This window comes from Fibrella aquatica (assembly GCF_041321135.1).
GTDB classification, from domain to species: domain Bacteria; phylum Bacteroidota; class Bacteroidia; order Cytophagales; family Spirosomataceae; genus Fibrella; species Fibrella aquatica.
Genome location: NZ_JBGGWF010000001.1, coordinates 986,509 through 1,002,662, shown reverse-complemented (window position 1 = coordinate 1,002,662; position 16,154 = coordinate 986,509). Strand labels below are relative to the sequence as shown.

The 16,154-nt window shown below is 50.2% G+C and carries 11 protein-coding genes; 9 read left to right on the top strand and 2 right to left on the bottom strand.

All coding sequences use genetic code 11. The features are described 5' to 3' along the window. The first annotated feature begins 151 nt into the window (after window positions 1–151). The 9 genes from ACAW87_RS03750 to ACAW87_RS03710 all read left to right on the top strand — a co-directional run bounded on the left by ACAW87_RS03750 (window position 152) and on the right by ACAW87_RS03710 (window position 14,978). Window positions 152–667 (top strand): RNA polymerase sigma factor, encoded by a 516-nt coding sequence (locus tag ACAW87_RS03750; RefSeq protein ID WP_085412864.1) that lies wholly within the window; start codon window positions 152–154, stop codon window positions 665–667. A 327-nt stretch (window positions 668–994) separates the two neighbouring features. Further along, the gene (gene crtID, locus ACAW87_RS03745; RefSeq protein WP_370721806.1) at window positions 995–2,473 is read left to right on the top strand and encodes a bifunctional phytoene desaturase/3,4-desaturase; all 1,479 of its coding nucleotides are present in this window, start codon (window positions 995–997) and stop codon (window positions 2,471–2,473) included. Window positions 2,474–2,519: 46 nt separating this feature from the next. Next, window positions 2,520–3,356, top strand: coding sequence for a phytoene/squalene synthase family protein (locus tag ACAW87_RS03740; RefSeq protein WP_370721805.1), 837 nt, complete (start codon window positions 2,520–2,522; stop codon window positions 3,354–3,356). 224 nt (window positions 3,357–3,580) lie between these two features. Next, complete coding sequence (locus tag ACAW87_RS03735; RefSeq protein WP_370721804.1) at window positions 3,581–5,488, top strand: amidophosphoribosyltransferase; 1,908 nt, start codon at window positions 3,581–3,583, stop codon at window positions 5,486–5,488. Window positions 5,489–5,620: 132 nt separating this feature from the next. Further along, a complete protein-coding gene (locus ACAW87_RS03730) occupies window positions 5,621–6,205 on the top strand; it encodes an RNA polymerase sigma factor (protein ID WP_370721803.1) in 585 nt (194 codons plus the stop codon). A gap of 106 nt (window positions 6,206–6,311) precedes the next feature. Further along, complete coding sequence (locus ACAW87_RS03725; protein WP_370721802.1) at window positions 6,312–7,406, top strand: FecR domain-containing protein; 1,095 nt, start codon at window positions 6,312–6,314, stop codon at window positions 7,404–7,406. A 263-nt stretch (window positions 7,407–7,669) separates the two neighbouring features. Further along, window positions 7,670–10,927: a SusC/RagA family TonB-linked outer membrane protein gene (locus ACAW87_RS03720; RefSeq protein ID WP_370721801.1), complete on the top strand. Its 3,258-nt coding sequence runs from the start codon at window positions 7,670–7,672 to the stop codon at window positions 10,925–10,927. Window positions 10,928–10,938: 11 nt separating this feature from the next. Next, a complete protein-coding gene (locus tag ACAW87_RS03715) occupies window positions 10,939–12,561 on the top strand; it encodes a RagB/SusD family nutrient uptake outer membrane protein (RefSeq protein ID WP_370721800.1) in 1,623 nt (540 codons plus the stop codon). A gap of 80 nt (window positions 12,562–12,641) precedes the next feature. Beyond that, on the top strand, window positions 12,642–14,978 hold the full coding sequence (locus tag ACAW87_RS03710) for a GH92 family glycosyl hydrolase (RefSeq protein ID WP_370721799.1): 2,337 nt from the start codon (window positions 12,642–12,644) through the stop codon (window positions 14,976–14,978). Window positions 14,979–15,060: 82 nt separating this feature from the next. On the opposite strand, the gene ACAW87_RS03705 is transcribed toward ACAW87_RS03710, so the two are convergent. Together ACAW87_RS03705 and ACAW87_RS03700 are read right to left on the bottom strand one after the other, a co-directional pair. Then, window positions 15,061–15,558, bottom strand: a complete 498-nt coding sequence (locus tag ACAW87_RS03705; protein WP_370721798.1) for a hypothetical protein — start codon at window positions 15,556–15,558, stop codon at window positions 15,061–15,063. A gap of 11 nt (window positions 15,559–15,569) precedes the next feature. After that, on the bottom strand, window positions 15,570–16,007 hold the full coding sequence (locus ACAW87_RS03700) for a hypothetical protein (RefSeq protein ID WP_370721797.1): 438 nt from the start codon (window positions 16,005–16,007) through the stop codon (window positions 15,570–15,572). Window positions 16,008–16,154 lie beyond the last annotated feature (147 nt).

Genomic DNA, 16,154 nt, shown 5'->3' with positions numbered 1-16,154 from the left:
CACCAATTGGCACGCTTACAAATCATTTCATAAATCATTGATATTCATGCTTTTGACTAAATTCTCGCAATGATTATTCAGTGTTCACCAAACTTGGTCAGGAATTTGTCTAAGTGTCATCAAGATTGATTCAACAAAACTTTTCGTACTCATGACTGCGCTCGAATTCACCTATCACATTGGCAAAGTTTCAAAATCACTGCGCCCGTTTGCGCTCCGTTTGACGAAAGATTCGGAAGACGCTAACGATCTCTTGCAAGACACGCTGCTGAAAGCCTATACCAATCGCGATAAGTACACTGATGGTACCAACCTGAAAGCGTGGTTATACACGATTATGAAAAACACGTTCATTACAAACTATCAGCGTATGGTTCGTAAGAATACGTTTATCGATACGACAGACAACCTGCATTACATAAATTCAACCGACAGCAGTACTGATAATCTGGCATACTCATCGTTTGCCCAGGAAGATATTGCTCGGGCAGTAAACAACCTTGACGACACGTACCGGACACCATTTATGATGCACTTTAGAGGCTTTAAGTACCACGAAATCGCCGCTAAACTCGACATCCCAATCGGGACTGTTAAGAACCGCATCCACATTGCCCGTAAAGAATTGAAAAGCAAGTTGCACGTGTACGCTCACTTCGCTTCATAGTCTTGAATGGCCATTAATAGCATTGAATTGGGTACATACCCGATCCTATGCCAGCTATAACCTGATTTTTCGGTTGGCAGGCTATACACACATCATTTCATCATAACTTTGTTTAACATTTCTTAAACAAACTCATTGATTGAGTAGTTTTTGGTTAAAAAGAGGAAGGTTCCGAAAAGTTAGATGCTTTGCATCTAACTTTTTTTGTGCTGCATACAAACCGTTCAAAGTTTAAGGTCTAATGCCTAAAGTTTTATCGCTTGTGGCTCGCCAATCTTTACGCGATGTACCTTTATATGTTGAACTTTACACTTTAGACCAGCTAAAATGCCCCCACGCGTACTTGTAATTGGTGCCGGCTTTTCCGGATTATCAGTGGCCACTAGCCTCGCCAGTAAAGGCTATGACGTTACCATTGTTGAAAAAAACGAAATGGCCGGTGGACGTGCCCGTGTTTTTCAGGCCGAAGGATTTACGTTCGATATGGGTCCAAGCTGGTACTGGATGCCCGACGTTTTCGAAACCTACTTTGCCCGATTCGGCAAGAAACCAGCCGATTACTATAACCTGATCAGACTTGACCCCTCCTATAAAGTAGTATTTGGGCCTGCCGAAGCCGTTGACTTACCTGCCAATCTGGATGAGTTGAAAGCTCTTTTCGACAGCATTGAGCCTGGTAGTGGTGCACAGTTAAGCGAGTTTTTACGGCAGGCTGCTTATAAATACGATGTGGGCATTCAGAATTTTGTGTGGAAACCCAGCCGGTCGGTGTCTGAATTTATGAGCATAAAACTGCTCTACGATGTAGCTCGGCTCGATGTATTTCAGTCGTTCGCCAGCCATGCCCGCAAGTTTTTTACGCATCCGCGTTTGCTTCAACTTATCGAGTTTCCAATTCTTTTCCTGGGCGCTACTCCACAGAATACGCCGGCCATGTACAGCCTGATGAACTATGCTGAGATGGCGTTGGGTACGTGGTACCCAATGGGCGGCATGCATCTGATTATCGAGGGCATGGTCAACCTGGCGAAAGAGAAAGGCGTAAAAATTCTGCTAAACCAAACGGTTGAACACATCGAAACCCATCAGGGAACAGCCAAGCGGGTGCGTACCGACAAAGGAATTTTCGAAGCTGACGTAGTGGTTGGAAGTGCCGATTATAACCACATTGAAACAGCACTTGTAAACCCTGCCGACCGGAATTATTCCGATGCCTATTGGGCCAAACGAGTAATGGCCCCCTCTTCGCTCCTATTCTACCTCGGTGTGAACAAACGGATTCCAAAGCTTGAGCACCACAACTTATTTTTCGACGAAGATTTTGGCCTGCACGCACAGGAAATTTACGAAACACCGAAGTGGCCCAGCAAGCCGCTATTCTACGCATCAGCCCCGTCGAAAACAGACCCCTCGGTAGCGCCTGAAGGATCGGAAAACCTATTTTTGCTCATTCCGGTAGCGCCCGATCTGGTGGATGACGACGCAACCCGCGAGCACTATTATCACCTTATTATGGATCGCTTGGAGGCCTACGTTGGGGAATCTGTTCGAGATTGTGTAGTTTACAAACGAAGTTACGCACATCGTGACTTCAAAGCTGACTATAATGCCTTCCGGGGAAATGCGTATGGATTGGCTAATACACTCATGCAGACAGCCATTTTGAAACCATCGCTTAAAAACAAAAAAGTGTGCAATTTGTTCTACACAGGACAGCTTACCGTTCCGGGCCCAGGCGTTCCCCCCTCATTGATCTCCGGCTTAGTTGTGGCCGACGAAGTTGCTAAAGAATACCCGGTGGCCTGATTGGGCCCCTTCCTAACCCCCAGATCGTATCTAAACCCTTTTGGTTATGATGTCCCTTTTCAACCAAACTGCGCTCGAGTGCAGTAAACTCATCACAGAGCGATATAGCACATCGTTTACGCTGGGGATTAAAACATTAGATAAAAAATATCACCTGCCGATCTACGCCATCTACGGCTTCGTTCGCTACGCCGACGAGATCGTGGATACGTTTCATGACTACGACAAGCAGGCGTTACTGGATCGTTTCCGGGCCGAGACGTACCTGGCCATTGAAGAGGGAATTAGTCTGAATCCCGTATTGCATTCATTTCAGATGATCGTTCGTCAGTACAACATTGAGCGCGAACTGATCGACGCTTTTTTGCGGAGCATGGAAATGGACTTGCATCAGCACGATTACGACGCCGCTGGTTATTCCGAATACATTTACGGCTCGGCCGAGGTAGTAGGCCTGATGTGTCTGCGCGTTTTCTGCGAAGGCGACTGCGCTGAATTTGACCGCCTGCGCGAACCTGCCCGTAAACTGGGTTCAGCCTTCCAAAAAGTAAACTTCCTGCGCGACATAAAAAGTGATTACCAGGAACGGGGACGTACCTACTTCCCCGGCGTTGACTTCACCGACTTTTCGCGCGATGCCAAGCAGTTGATCGAAGACGACATTCAACGCGACTTCGACGATGCTTATCAGGGCATTCTAAACCTGCCCAAAGGGGCTCGTATGGGGGTCCATCTAGCATATATTTATTACCTGAAGTTGTTCTGCAAGATCAAAAACCTACCCGCTTCCCGCATTCAGGAAGAGCGCATCCGGGTTCCCGATCCGCAAAAGCTGGTGCTACTCGCCAAAACCATGGTGCAGTATCGGTTTAATCTGATTTAACGAAACGCCCCGCCTGATCTATAAGGTGGGGCGTTTTGCTTTTGCTGCTTTCTCTAGCCCGAAACGAGTATACGGTATGTCTGTTTGGCCAAACAGCGTTACTTTAGCGAAACAGATATAGCGCATTCACGAACGATTTGACGCGGTGCCTGCGTTAGGCTGTTGTTACGCATACACTTCCAACCGCGCTGGTCTTGCCGGTGCTAACCTGGTAAACGCTGTTCATGAGCGACGCTATTAAACACGAGTGCGGCATTGTGCTGCTACGCCTTCGTAAGCCCTACCAATATTACATCGACAAGTACGGTACGCCCCTCTACGCCGCCAACAAGCTGTTTTTGTTGATGGAAAAGCAGGTAAACCGGGGTCAGGACGGGGCCGGGGTAGCCAACATTAAACTCGATGTACCACCCGGACATCGCTACATCAGCCGCTATCGGTCTGTTGAGCCACAGCCGGTTGCCGACGTTTTTGGCAAGATCAACAAGAAGTTTGCAAAGGCGCTGAAGAAAAACAAAGACAAAGCCCGCGATGCCAACTGGCTCCAGGAAAACGTAGCCTTCACCGGCGAAGTCTGGATGGGTCACCTGCGCTACGGCACCCACGGTAATAACGACATCGAAAATTGCCACCCCATGCTCCGCCAAAGCAACTGGCGCAGCCGGAATCTGGTCATGGCGGGCAACTTCAACATGACCAACGTTGATCAACTGTTCAACAAACTGGTTTCGCTGGGGCAGCACCCCAAAGATTTTGTGGATACGGTGACGGTGATGGAAAAAATCGGGCATTTCCTCGATGAAGAAAATCAGCGCGTATTCGACCGATTTAAAGGCATCTACGAAAACCCCGACCTATCGGACATTATCGAAGATAACCTCGACCTGCAACGCGTCCTTTATCGCTCATGCCGTGATTTCGATGGTGGCTACGCCATGGTAGGCATGACGGGCTTTGGCGCTTCATTTGTGGCCCGCGACCCCGCCGGTATTCGGCCCGCCTATTATTATGCTGACGATGAAGTGGTGGTAGTCGCCTCAGAAAAGCCAGCCATCAAAACAGCCTTCAACGTCGAATACAGTCAGATTCAGGAGGTGAAGCCGGGCCATGCGCTCATCATCGACAAGTACGGCGAATATGGCGAGTATGAATTCATTCAGCCGATCGAAAAACGGTCGTGCAGCTTCGAGCGTATCTATTTCTCGCGCGCTACCGACCCCGATATTTATAATGAGCGGAAAATGCTGGGCCGCCTGCTGGTACCGCAGATTTTGAAGGAAGTCGATTACGACCTCGAAAACACGGTATTCAGTTATATTCCCAACACCGCTGAAACTGCCTTCTTCGGCATGGTGGAAGGCCTGGAAGACTATCTGGCCAAGCAGCGTAAGAAAGCCATCATGGAGGGTATTCTCTTCGAGCAAGACCTCGAAAAGGTCTTATCTTTCCGGCCGCGCATTGAGAAATTGGTGTCGAAAGATGTTAAACTTCGCACCTTTATTACCGACGATGCCCACCGCGACGAAATGGTGGCCAACGTGTATGACACTACCTACGAGGTAATTCGGAAAGGCATTGACACGATTGTTGTAGTCGATGATTCGATTGTTCGGGGTACTACTTTGGAAAAGAGCATTTTACGAATGCTTGACCGGTTAGGGCCTAAAAAGATCGTGATCGTTTCGTCGGCGCCGCAAATTCGCTTCCCCGACTGCTACGGCATTGATATGTCGAAGGTGAAGGATTTTGTGGCGTTCCGCGCGGTGTTACAACTGCTTAATGAACGCGGCCTGAATCACATTGCCGACGAAGTTTACGCACAGGCAGTAGCGGCCATCGAGTCGGGTAATGCCGTCAATGAGAACTACGTCAAAGCTTTGTTTGCACCGTTTACCCACGACGAAATTTCGAGCAAGGTGGCTGATATCATTACGCCTCGTCGCAACGACGTGGTTGACCTTAACGCTGAGGTATCCGTTATTTACCAAACCGTCGAAAATCTACATCTTGCCTGCCCAAATCATTCGGGCGACTGGTATTTCACGGGGAATTATCCTACACCGGGCGGCAACAAAGTGGTCAATAAAGCTTTTGTCAATTTCATGGAAGGTAAGGTGGTACGGGCCTACTAACATCCTATATGCTGAATACAAAACGGCTTACCAACAGGTAGGCCGTTTTTTTGTGGGTTATTGTCCGGTTTTCATTAGTATGTCTGGTTCAAATGCTTTGAGTAATACAACATATTCACATAGGGCAGAAATATGATGTTTGATGATGAAGCACATCTTTGGAGCGCATTTCAGCGGGGCGACATCAACGCTTTCGAAGTCATCTATGAGCGACATTCCGCCTCACTATTGGCCTATGGAAAACGCCTGTGTGCCGATCACCATCTGATTAAGGATCTGGTTCAAGACATTTTCATCGATATCTGGACTAGCCGAAAAACCCTCCGTGACCTGCACACAATCCGGTATTACCTGTTCAAGATTATGCGGAACAGGTTGGCGAAGTTGCACCAGAGAACGCCATCGCTCGTCCACGATGATCAGTCAGCTCTTTATGAAAACCTCCTTTCGCCGTCTATCGAACACCTGATCACCCAACAGGAAACCGACACCCGGCAACTTTCCCAGCTTCAGCACGCGATTACGCAACTTCCGGAACGACAACGCGAAGCCATTATGCTGGCCTTTTACCACGATTTCAGCAACGATGAAATCGCTGGCATCATGAACATTAATCATCAGTCGGTTATCAACCACCTGAATCGAGCGTTGAGTAACCTGCGTGAGTTGGTACTACGCAGCCCGTTACTCGTTTTTTTTCTTAACTATTTCTTCTGATTATCAGCACTGTACTATTTCATTCGTTCAATTTTTAAAAAAATTTCATAATAAGGTGAGTTAATCGCGGCGATTCCCGCCTATTGTCTTCGATAAGACTGCGATTATGGATTACCGCTACTTCACGCCTGACGAGTTTGTTGCCGACGATTATTTTCGGCAGTGGGTGAAACAACCCAACGAAAGCTCGACACTTTTCTGGCACACATTCCTGGCCGAGCATCCCGAGCAAACCGAGGCAGTTCGGTTGGCGGCAGAAGCTGTTATTAACTTATCAGCCGCTACAGCAGGTTTAGTTGCTTTGCCCGACGGCGAAGAAGAAGCCGCCATCTGGCGCGCCATCCAGGCCAGAGCTTCATCAGTTGATGCGCCTTCCCCTTTTCTGACTAAGCACTGGGGAACGGGCTGGCGCTGGTTTCTGGCGGCGGCTTCCGTCATGATCATAGTGTGGCTGGGCTGGTGGACTCAGCGTAATCAGTTGATACAGAACCCGGAGCATATCAGCGTTGAAAAGACAAACAACAATGACAAGCCCTTTTTGGTCTCGCTACCCGATGGCAGTTCAGTTATTCTTCAGAAAGGCAGTCAGCTACGTTTTCCCAAACAGTTTAGTGCTGGAAAGCGCGTTGTGCATCTGACCGGAGAAGCCTTTTTTGAGGTTGCCAAAGACCCGAATAATCCTTTTTTCGTCTACGCCAATGAATTGGTGACCAAAGTATTAGGCACTAGTTTCAACATCAGAGCTTACGCTGATGATAAAGACGTAGTGGTTACGGTGCGCTCTGGGCGTGTGTCGGTATTTCATAAATCAGATGAAAAGCAACAGCAGGAAATTAATGCTTCTACGCTGGATGGCTTGGTCATAACCCCTAATCAACAACTCGTTTTCGTGCGGAATAACAGGCAACTACCTAAGCCCGAAGCCGTGAGCCCTACGATTGCCAGCCGGGTAGTTGCCTTCGACACCACCAGTTTTCAGTTCAACGCCACCCCCATTAGCGAGGTGTTTAACCAATTGGAAAAAGTGTATGGCATCAGTGTTTCCTATAACAAGGAAACACTTGGCAAATGCCGACTTACGGCCGACCTGACCGATGAAACACTGGCTAATAAGATGATCATTATTTGCAAAAGCATTGAAGCTTCCTATACCATTACCAATACGCAGCTTGCCGTTTCGGGGCCCGGTTGTGGCTTCTGACCTGCCTGCGTTGAGCCGGTCTTACTAACGCAAAACCTAGATTGAATGACCCAAAACTCCCTGTAAAAAAAGAGTCAGCCGTGCGCCAACACGACTGACTCGGTACTATTCCCAGTTGCGAAACACACATCTGCTCTTCAGCAGACGACGGGAAGATTTTGCCTTTATTTCTCTAACAAAACCCTCTCAAATGTATGAATAACCACTTATTTACCAAGGATCTTGGTAGAAGAGTTATGAGGTTAACCCTGCTTCAACTTCTATTGACCGTTCTTTTCGTCAATGTGTCGCTAGCCATAGACGGCAAAGCACAGGATGTTATGAACAGACGGATTACCCTACAGGTCATAAACCGGAATGTAGGCACCGTACTTTCTCGCATTGAGAAATTGGCCGACGTAAAATTTTCGTATAGTCCGGATCTGATTCAGGCCGACAAACGAATTTCTATGTCGACCGTCGACGAACCACTTAGCCAGGTGCTGACGGCTTTGCTGAGTCCGTTGCAGGTGAAATACGAAATGGTTGGGAATCGGTTGGTACTCACCCGTAGCCGTACCGCGCTCAAACCAACTACTTCAGCGCTCACACCGGATAATACTGATGAAGCCCCGCCAATTACCATTAGCGGACGAATCCTGGATGAGCTTGGCAAACCCATTCCGGGCACAACCATTCTGCTGAAAGGCACCTCGAGCACAGGTACAGTCACCGACGCCGAAGGGGCCTATACGCTGAACGTACCTGATGGTTCAGGTACGTTGGTGGTATCATCCATCGGTTACACGGCGCAGGAAGTGGCCATCAATAACCGGACGGCAATTGATGTGACGCTGAAGACCGATGTGAAGTCGCTAAGCGAAGTGGTAGTGGTTGGTTACGGTACGCAGCGCCGGGCGGAAGTTACGTCGGCGGTGGCGACAGTGAAGGCAGAGGATTTTAACCAGGGTGGAGTACGCAGTCCCCTCGACCTGATTCAGGGGAAAGTGGCTGGTCTGACGATTACCCGCACACAGGGCAACAACCCAAACGCCGGGGCTTCCATTCAATTGCGGGGTATTGTTTCAGTCAATGGAAGCCAGTCTCCCCTGATCGTAATTGACGGTATTCCGGGTGGTAACCTGGATCTGCTTCAACAGGATGATATTGCTTCGTTCGACGTACTGAAAGATGGATCGGCAGCGGCTATCTACGGCACGCGGGCCAACGCGGGGGTTATTCTGATCACGACAAAGAAAGGGCAATCGGGAGCCCCTCGCTTCGACTACTCGACCTACGTGCAGCATGAGGTTGTTAACCGTCGCCCACGCTTTTTAACAGCCGAGGAGTGGCGGGCCTACAAAGCCGACCCTACCAACCTGAAAGCGGCCCAAATGCAAGACCTGGGTGCATCAACGGATTGGTATAATCAATTGATAAACAAAGGCAACCTGAGCCAGTACCACAACATGGCGCTGTCGGGCGGAACTCAGTCGAGCAACTATCGGGCATCATTATATTTCAACGGGGCCGATCCTATTACGCTCCAGAACGATCGGAAGCAGTACGGGGGTCGCCTGAGCATGTTCCAGCGTGGCTTAAATGATCGGTTGTCGGCGCAGATCAATCTGGCAACCAACCTGAGCAAGGGTAACCTGCTCGGCGGTCAGGGCGGTGACTTTGAGAATGCGCTGGGTCGGAACCCAACGCAGCCGGTGTATAACCCCAATGGTACGTTCTACGAAGAAGGCTCAACGACCAACCCCATTGGTCGGCTGACGCAGGAACGTAACCGACGCGATCAAGTGACGACGTCGGCAGATGCCCGGGTCACGCTGGAACCCATCGACGGGCTGCGGCTTACGGCGTTTGGTTCATACGTTCGTGATAGCTGGAACGATAACGAGTACCGCCGTACCGATTCGCGTTTTTCGCAGATTGGTACACTGAACGGTACGTCTGTCAACGGAACCGGTTACGCCTATAAACGCAATTACATTACCAATTACTACGCCTTTGAACCAACGGCCGAATATAGCCGAACCATCGCCAATGACCACACAATACGGGCACTGGCAGGGTACAGCTATCAGTATGGCACAACAGAAGACTTCTCGGCAGGTAACAGCGGTTTCCTCAACAACATTTTTGAAGAGAATAACCTGGGCGCGGGTAACTTCCTGCAATTGGGTAAGTCATCGCTCTATAGCTTCAAGGAAGACAACACGCTGATTGCCTTCTTCGGCCGCCTGAACTATTCGTACAAAGACAAATACATTGCCCAGTTCATTCTGCGGCGTGAAGGGTCGAGCCGATTCGGGGCCAACAACAAGTATGGTAACTTCCCGGCAGCGTCGGTGGGCTGGACCATCAGCCAGGAATCGTTCATGCGTGACGTACGGTTTGTCAACACCCTGAAACTGCGGGCCGGTTACGGGGTCACGGGGAACCAGGGGATTCCGAACTACCAGTCGCTGGTACGGCTTAGCACGGGTAACCAGTACCTCAACGACGATGGCATCTGGCGGCAGACCTACGGTCCCAGCAACAACCCCAACCCCAACCTGCGCTGGGAACGGAAAGCCGAGTTTAACGTGGGTCTGGATTTCGGCCTCTTTGGAAACCGGCTCACCGGTGCCCTCGACGTGTACCGCCGCCGTACCACCGACCTGCTGGGTAACTTCAACACGCAGTTACCCCCATACATCCAGTCGACGCTGTACACCAACGTAGGCACCATCGATAATAACGGGATTGAACTCTCGCTGAGCGGCACGGTGCTGAAGAAAGACAACTTCAGCTGGAGTATGGATCTGATCGCCAGTACGCAATCGAACAAACTGGCGTCATTCTCGAACGACGTCTTCAAAGTAACCTTCCTGAACTTCGGCGATATTGGTGGTTTTGGTGCCCTCGGACCAGCCATTCGTACCATCGAAGGCGGGCCACTGGGCAGCTTCTATGGCAAACGCTTTGCCGGGTTTACTCCCGAAGGCAGGTGGTTATTCTATAAAGCCAATGGCGAGGCCGTTACAGCCGATAAGATTGTTCCGAACGATGATTTTGCCTACATCGGTAATGGTATTCCAAAATACTACGCCTCGTGGACTAACCGCTTTCAGTACAAGAACCTGGACCTGACGCTCTTCTTCCGGGGTAAGTTCAAGTATGATATCCTGAATCTGCAACAGGTGTTTTTCGGCAACAAAGTGTATTTGCCCAACAACGTGCTACTCGATGCCATCACGCGCAACAGCCAGATCAACGACGCCCTGCAATATTCGGATTATTACCTCGAACGGGGTGATTTTGTGAAGCTCGACAACGTGACGCTGGGCTACAATTTCAAGTTCAAAACCAAAGTCATTCGCAACCTGCGCCTGTATGCAACGGGCCGCAACCTACTGACAATCACAGGATACCGGGGTGTTGATCCAGAAGTTCCTGATACAGGGCTGAATAACCCTGCCCCTGGCATCGACGGGCGCGGTTTCTATCCACGTACCCAGTCATACACGGCAGGTCTTCAAATTGGCTTTTAATCTGACCAACCATGAATCGTTCTTATAAAGCCCTGTTGATCAGCGGCATCACCCTGACATTATCCGGCCTGAGTGGTTGCACCAACCTGACTGAAACCCTCTACAGCCAGATCAACGCCGAACAATACTATAACAACCGGCAGGAAGTACTCGCAGCCGTATTGCGGCCCTATACCCACGCCAACGCCTGGATTGCCCCTACCAGTCAGCAAAGTTACTGGCGGCTGAACGAGCTTACGGCCGACCAACTAGCCTGGCCGCAAAAAGGCCGTCACGGCTACGACGACGCCCAGTGGATTCGCCTGCATGGCCACAGCTGGTCATACACAGAGAACAATATCTGGAACCCCTGGAGTCTGCTGTTCACAGGAGTTGGTTTCTGCAACAGTGTACTGGGCGATTTCAATCGGCTCAACTTTGCGCAGATTGGCGTCAGTGATACAGACAAAGCAGCGTTCACGGCCGAACTGCGCGTGTTTCGGGCATTGCATTACATGAAGCTGATGGACCTTTACGGCAATGTACCCATTGTAACAACCGTTGGTACGCCGCTCAGCCCGCCCACAGCGCCCCGCGCCGAAGTGTTTGCCTTCATTGAGAAAGAGCTGAAAGAAAGCGTTGATCAACTGCCTAATTTGAGCAAATCCCTGATTGGCCGGATCACCAAAGCAGCCGGGTACGCTATGCTGGCAGAACTGTACCTGAACGCTGAAGTATGGACCGGAACGCCCCGTTGGGACGACTGCATTGCCGCCTGCGACAAAATCATAGGCGGACAGACGGGTGGCCTTAATGGTGCCCCCGCCCTCGATGCCAACCTGATCAGCACGTTCAACAATACGAATGACAATTCGCGGGAAGCGCTGTTTCAGTTGACCTATGACTTCCAGGCTACGCCCACCCGTTGCGGCTGGAACAGCGATTTCTATCACTTCGCCCAGCGGTTGATCTACAACGGAGATGCTAACGGAAACAATGGCGTAGTTGTCATTCCAAGCGCCTACGATGCGTACAACGATAAGGACCTGCGTAAATCGACGTGGTTCCTGATCGGGCCTCAGTTCCAAGCTGCCAACCCAACGCAGCCCGTGTTGGGTACGGAAGAGTACCGCGACAAGCAACTGGTATTTGTGAAGGAGATTCGCCGGGCCAGCGAAAATAAGACCTCATCAACGATGATTGATGGCGAAGAAAACAGCGGTGCCCGGTTCAACAAATACCGGCCTGGTCAGCAGTCGGAAGCCAAGTACTGGAGCAACGACTGGCTGATTTACCGCCTCACCGACATCTACTTCTACAAAGCAGAAGCCCTGATGCGGAAAAACAGTAACGTAGCTACGCCGGAAGCCCTCGAACTGGTCAATGCGGTACGGAGACGGGCGTTTGCCACAGCCGACTACGTGCCGTATACGGCCGCTACGCTTACCCCGGCAGAACTGCTGGCCGAGCGCGGTCGTGAGTTTGTATTTGAAGGGAAACGTCGCACCGACATGATCCGGTTTGGGGCCTTCACCACCAACACATGGTGGGATCACCAGCCCAGCGACCCGACCAAGACGCTGTTCCCGATTCCGCAACGACAACTGGCGGCTAATCCCAACCTAGTGCAGAACCCAGGTTATCCAGCGAAGTAAAGTGACAGGGGTAAATCAACCAGATTGATTTACCCCTTCTTTTTTTGATACCTTTCCGAATTACTTATAAAAGAACAAGAATGAAAAACGCATTGCTGCTTCTTGTAATTAGTAGCTTATCTATACACAGCTTCGCCCAATCGGCCAAAACGACCCGTGGTAACGCGGCTTTGGCAAGGTCTCCGCAATCTGACCTGGTCGAACTGGTGAACCCACTGATTGGCACCGACTCTAAGCCTAGCCTATCGAATGGTAATACGTACCCAGCCATTGCGCTGCCCTGGGGCATGAATTTCTGGTTACCCCAAACCGGTAAGATGGGCAACGGCTGGGCATACACGTATTCGGCCGACAAGATTCGGGGATTTAAGCAAACGCACCAGCCATCGCCCTGGATGAACGATTACGGTCAGTTTTCGCTCATGCCCATGACCGGTAAGCTACGCATCGACGAAGACGAACGGGCTAGTTGGTTTTCGCACAAGGCCGAAGTAGCTAAACCCTATTACTACAGCGTTTATCTGGCCGACCACGATGTAACGACCGAAATCGCCCCCACCGAGCGTGCGGCCATGTTCCGCTTCACGTTTCCTAAAACCGACAGTTCGTTTGTAGTACTCGATGCCTTTGATCGGGGCTCGTACGTGAAGATCATTCCCGGCCAGCGTAAAATCATTGGCTACACCACTCGCAACAGTGGCGGTGTACCGGCCAATTTTAAAAACTACTTTGTTGCCTACTTCGATAAACCATTTGCATTGGCACAAGCCTGGCATGGAAAAACGCTGGCCAAAGACACCATCGAGATTCAGGCGGCGCATGCGGGGGCCGTGGTGGGCTTCAAAACCACTAAAGGCGAGCAGGTGCACGTTCGGGTAGCCTCGTCATTTATTAGCTATGAACAGGCCGAACTGAACCTCAACGAGTTAGGTGACGACGCGTTTGATGCGGTGAAGCAAAAGGGTAAATCAGCCTGGAACAAGGAATTGAACCGTATTCGGGTTGAAGGTGGTTCGCTGGCACAACAGCAGACCTTTTATTCATGCCTATACCGGTCGCTGCTCTTTCCCCGGAAATTCTTCGAGTTCGATGCGGCCAAAAAAGTGGTGCATTACAGCCCCTATAACGGCAAAATCCTGCCCGGTTACATGTTTACCGACACCGGTTTCTGGGACACATTTCGGTCGATGTTTCCGTTCCTGAACCTGATGTACCCGTCGCTGAATGCGCAAATGCAGGAAGGGCTGGCCAATGCCTACAAAGAAGGCGGCTGGTTACCCGAATGGGGCAGTCCTGGCTTGCGCAACGTCATGGTTGGGTCTAACTCAGCCTCGGTCATTGCCGATGCGTATTTGAAAGCTGGTCCAACGGGCGGTCGCGGCTACGACATCAACACGTTGTATGAAGCGGTGCTGAAAAACTCAGAGAACGAAGGCCCGATGGACGCCGTTGGCCGGAAGGGCGTGGCGTATTACAATCAGCTTGGGTACGTTCCCTACGACGTGAAGGTGAACGAAAACGCCGCACGAACACTGGAATACGCCTACGACGATTTCGCCATTTATCAGCTAGCCAAAGCCCTAAAACGCCCGCAGGCAGAAATCGACCGTTTCGCTAAACGCAGCCAGAACTACCGCAACCTGTTCGATCCCCAAACCGGACTCATGCGAGGTAAAAACAAAGACGGTAAATTCCAGGCTCCCTTCAACCCATTTAAATGGGGCGATGCGTTCACGGAAGGGAACAGCTGGCATTATACCTGGTCGGTATTCCACGATGTACAGGGTCTGGTTGACCTGATGGGTGGTCGCGAGAAGTTCGTGGCCAAACTTGATTCGGTGTTTACCATTCCGCCCGTGTACGACGAAAGCTATTATGGCGGTGTCATCCACGAAATTCGGGAGATGCAGATTGCTAACATGGGTCAGTATGCCCACGGCAACCAACCCATTCAGCACATGATTTACCTGTACAACTACGCGGGTGAGCCCTGGAAAGCCCAATACTGGCTTCGGGAGGTGTTGAACCGTATGTACCTGCCCACGCCCGACGGCTACTGCGGCGACGAAGACAACGGCCAAACCTCGGCCTGGTACGTGTTTACGGCGATGGGTTTCTATCCGGTTTGCCCGGCTACAGATCAGTATGTGATTGGGGCGCCCCTCTTCAAGAAGGTAACGGCCACGCTGGAAAATGGCAAACAACTGGTAATTAATGCACCAACGAACAGCGAACAGAACCGATACATCAATGCTATGCAGGTGAATAAGAAGCCGTACGGCAAAAACTGGCTAAGCCATCAGGAGTTGCTCAAAGGAGCCACGATCGACGTTCAGATGTCGGCTACGCCCAACAAGCAACGCGGCACAGCAGCCGGTGATTTCCCGTATTCAATGTCGACGGATAAAGCGAAGTAGGGCCTAGAGCGCGAAGCAACTTTACACAAAAAAACCGACTCTACACGAGAGTCGGTTTTTTTATGACTAACACGTCAATTTATCACCTCCCGACAGGCGCCGAGATGGTAGTCTGGGTAGCTTTCAGTCGTTCAATTTCCTGCTCCAAGCTGTTTGCTTTGAAATATTGATACAAGCCGAACGCCAAGAAGACCTTTCCTAAAACAAAGACGGCGATAAACGCCGTACGCCAGTATTTATGTACGCGAATATGGGTAGCATCGCCTACCTCAACATCCACGTAAGGTGAATTCGATGGTTGCGTTTTCGGCTCTTCCCGATGGGGCTCAGTCTGTTCTTCCCACTTCTGAATCTCTCCACTAAACAATCGCTGTTGCAAAGCTGCCTTGATAGTTGGTGGTGGTGGAACCGCATTTTGCAAAAAGTATTGTTCCATCCCACTTTCAAGCTCCTCGAGCTGAAGGGCTATCTCTTGGTCAGTAGCAATAAGATGCGCTGCCTGTTCCCGCTCCGTTTTCGGTAATGTACCAAGAACGTATGATTCAAGCAGGCCATCTGTCAGGTACTGATAATTTTTCACGGTCAAGATGATTAAGACGGAAGAACACTCGCAAAAAATTCACGAACTGCACCAAACACAGCCGAGCGCTTGATTTGCAACCGATCAGCGATTGAATCAGGGCTTTGATTCTGATAAAATAAAAGAGAAAAGATAAGTTCAGACTGCGTAGTCGATTTTGGCATATCAAGGGCTGGCAATTGCTGTTTTTGCCTGTACTCCAATGCTTTACTCCGGGCCATATGCACTACAGCACAGGTGCTGTTCGATGAAGGCAATAAATTTTTCTGCCACACCGAAGAAGTAAAAAGATCGAGTAAAACCTCCTGCGCCTGATGGGGTTGCGGAACAATTTGCAGAATTACACCATAAGCAACCGCTCCATATTGCTCATAAAGCGAAAGCGGGCTCACAACAGGCGTATTAGATACCAGGGATTTCCTCACAGACTGGTCGATCACATTCATCATGATGTATCTACTAATTATAGCACCAGCATTTGTATCGTCTGTTTTACTCACTGTGAGGCTGATGAGCGTGCTTTGGCGGCAACATACGAGCAATAGCAGATCAAAAATAACACAGCAGAGGCATATAGTCATCACTCTACGTCATTA

Bases quoted from the DNA above. Each gene is read 5' to 3' on its own strand.
- ACAW87_RS03715 (WP_370721800.1), top strand. From the start codon at position 10,939: ATGAATCGTTCTTATAAAGCCCTGTTGATCAGCGGCATCACCCTGACA.
- crtID (WP_370721806.1), top strand. From the start codon at position 995: ATGCCCCCACGCGTACTTGTAATTGGTGCCGGCTTTTCCGGATTATCA.
- ACAW87_RS03700 (WP_370721797.1), bottom strand. From the start codon at position 16,007: ATGATGAATGTGATCGACCAGTCTGTGAGGAAATCCCTGGTATCTAAT.
- ACAW87_RS03730 (WP_370721803.1), top strand. From the start codon at position 5,621: ATGATGTTTGATGATGAAGCACATCTTTGGAGCGCATTTCAGCGGGGC.
- ACAW87_RS03725 (WP_370721802.1), top strand. From the start codon at position 6,312: ATGGATTACCGCTACTTCACGCCTGACGAGTTTGTTGCCGACGATTAT.
- ACAW87_RS03750 (WP_085412864.1), top strand. From the start codon at position 152: ATGACTGCGCTCGAATTCACCTATCACATTGGCAAAGTTTCAAAATCA.
- ACAW87_RS03710 (WP_370721799.1), top strand. From the start codon at position 12,642: ATGAAAAACGCATTGCTGCTTCTTGTAATTAGTAGCTTATCTATACAC.
- ACAW87_RS03740 (WP_370721805.1), top strand. From the start codon at position 2,520: ATGATGTCCCTTTTCAACCAAACTGCGCTCGAGTGCAGTAAACTCATC.
- ACAW87_RS03735 (WP_370721804.1), top strand. From the start codon at position 3,581: ATGAGCGACGCTATTAAACACGAGTGCGGCATTGTGCTGCTACGCCTT.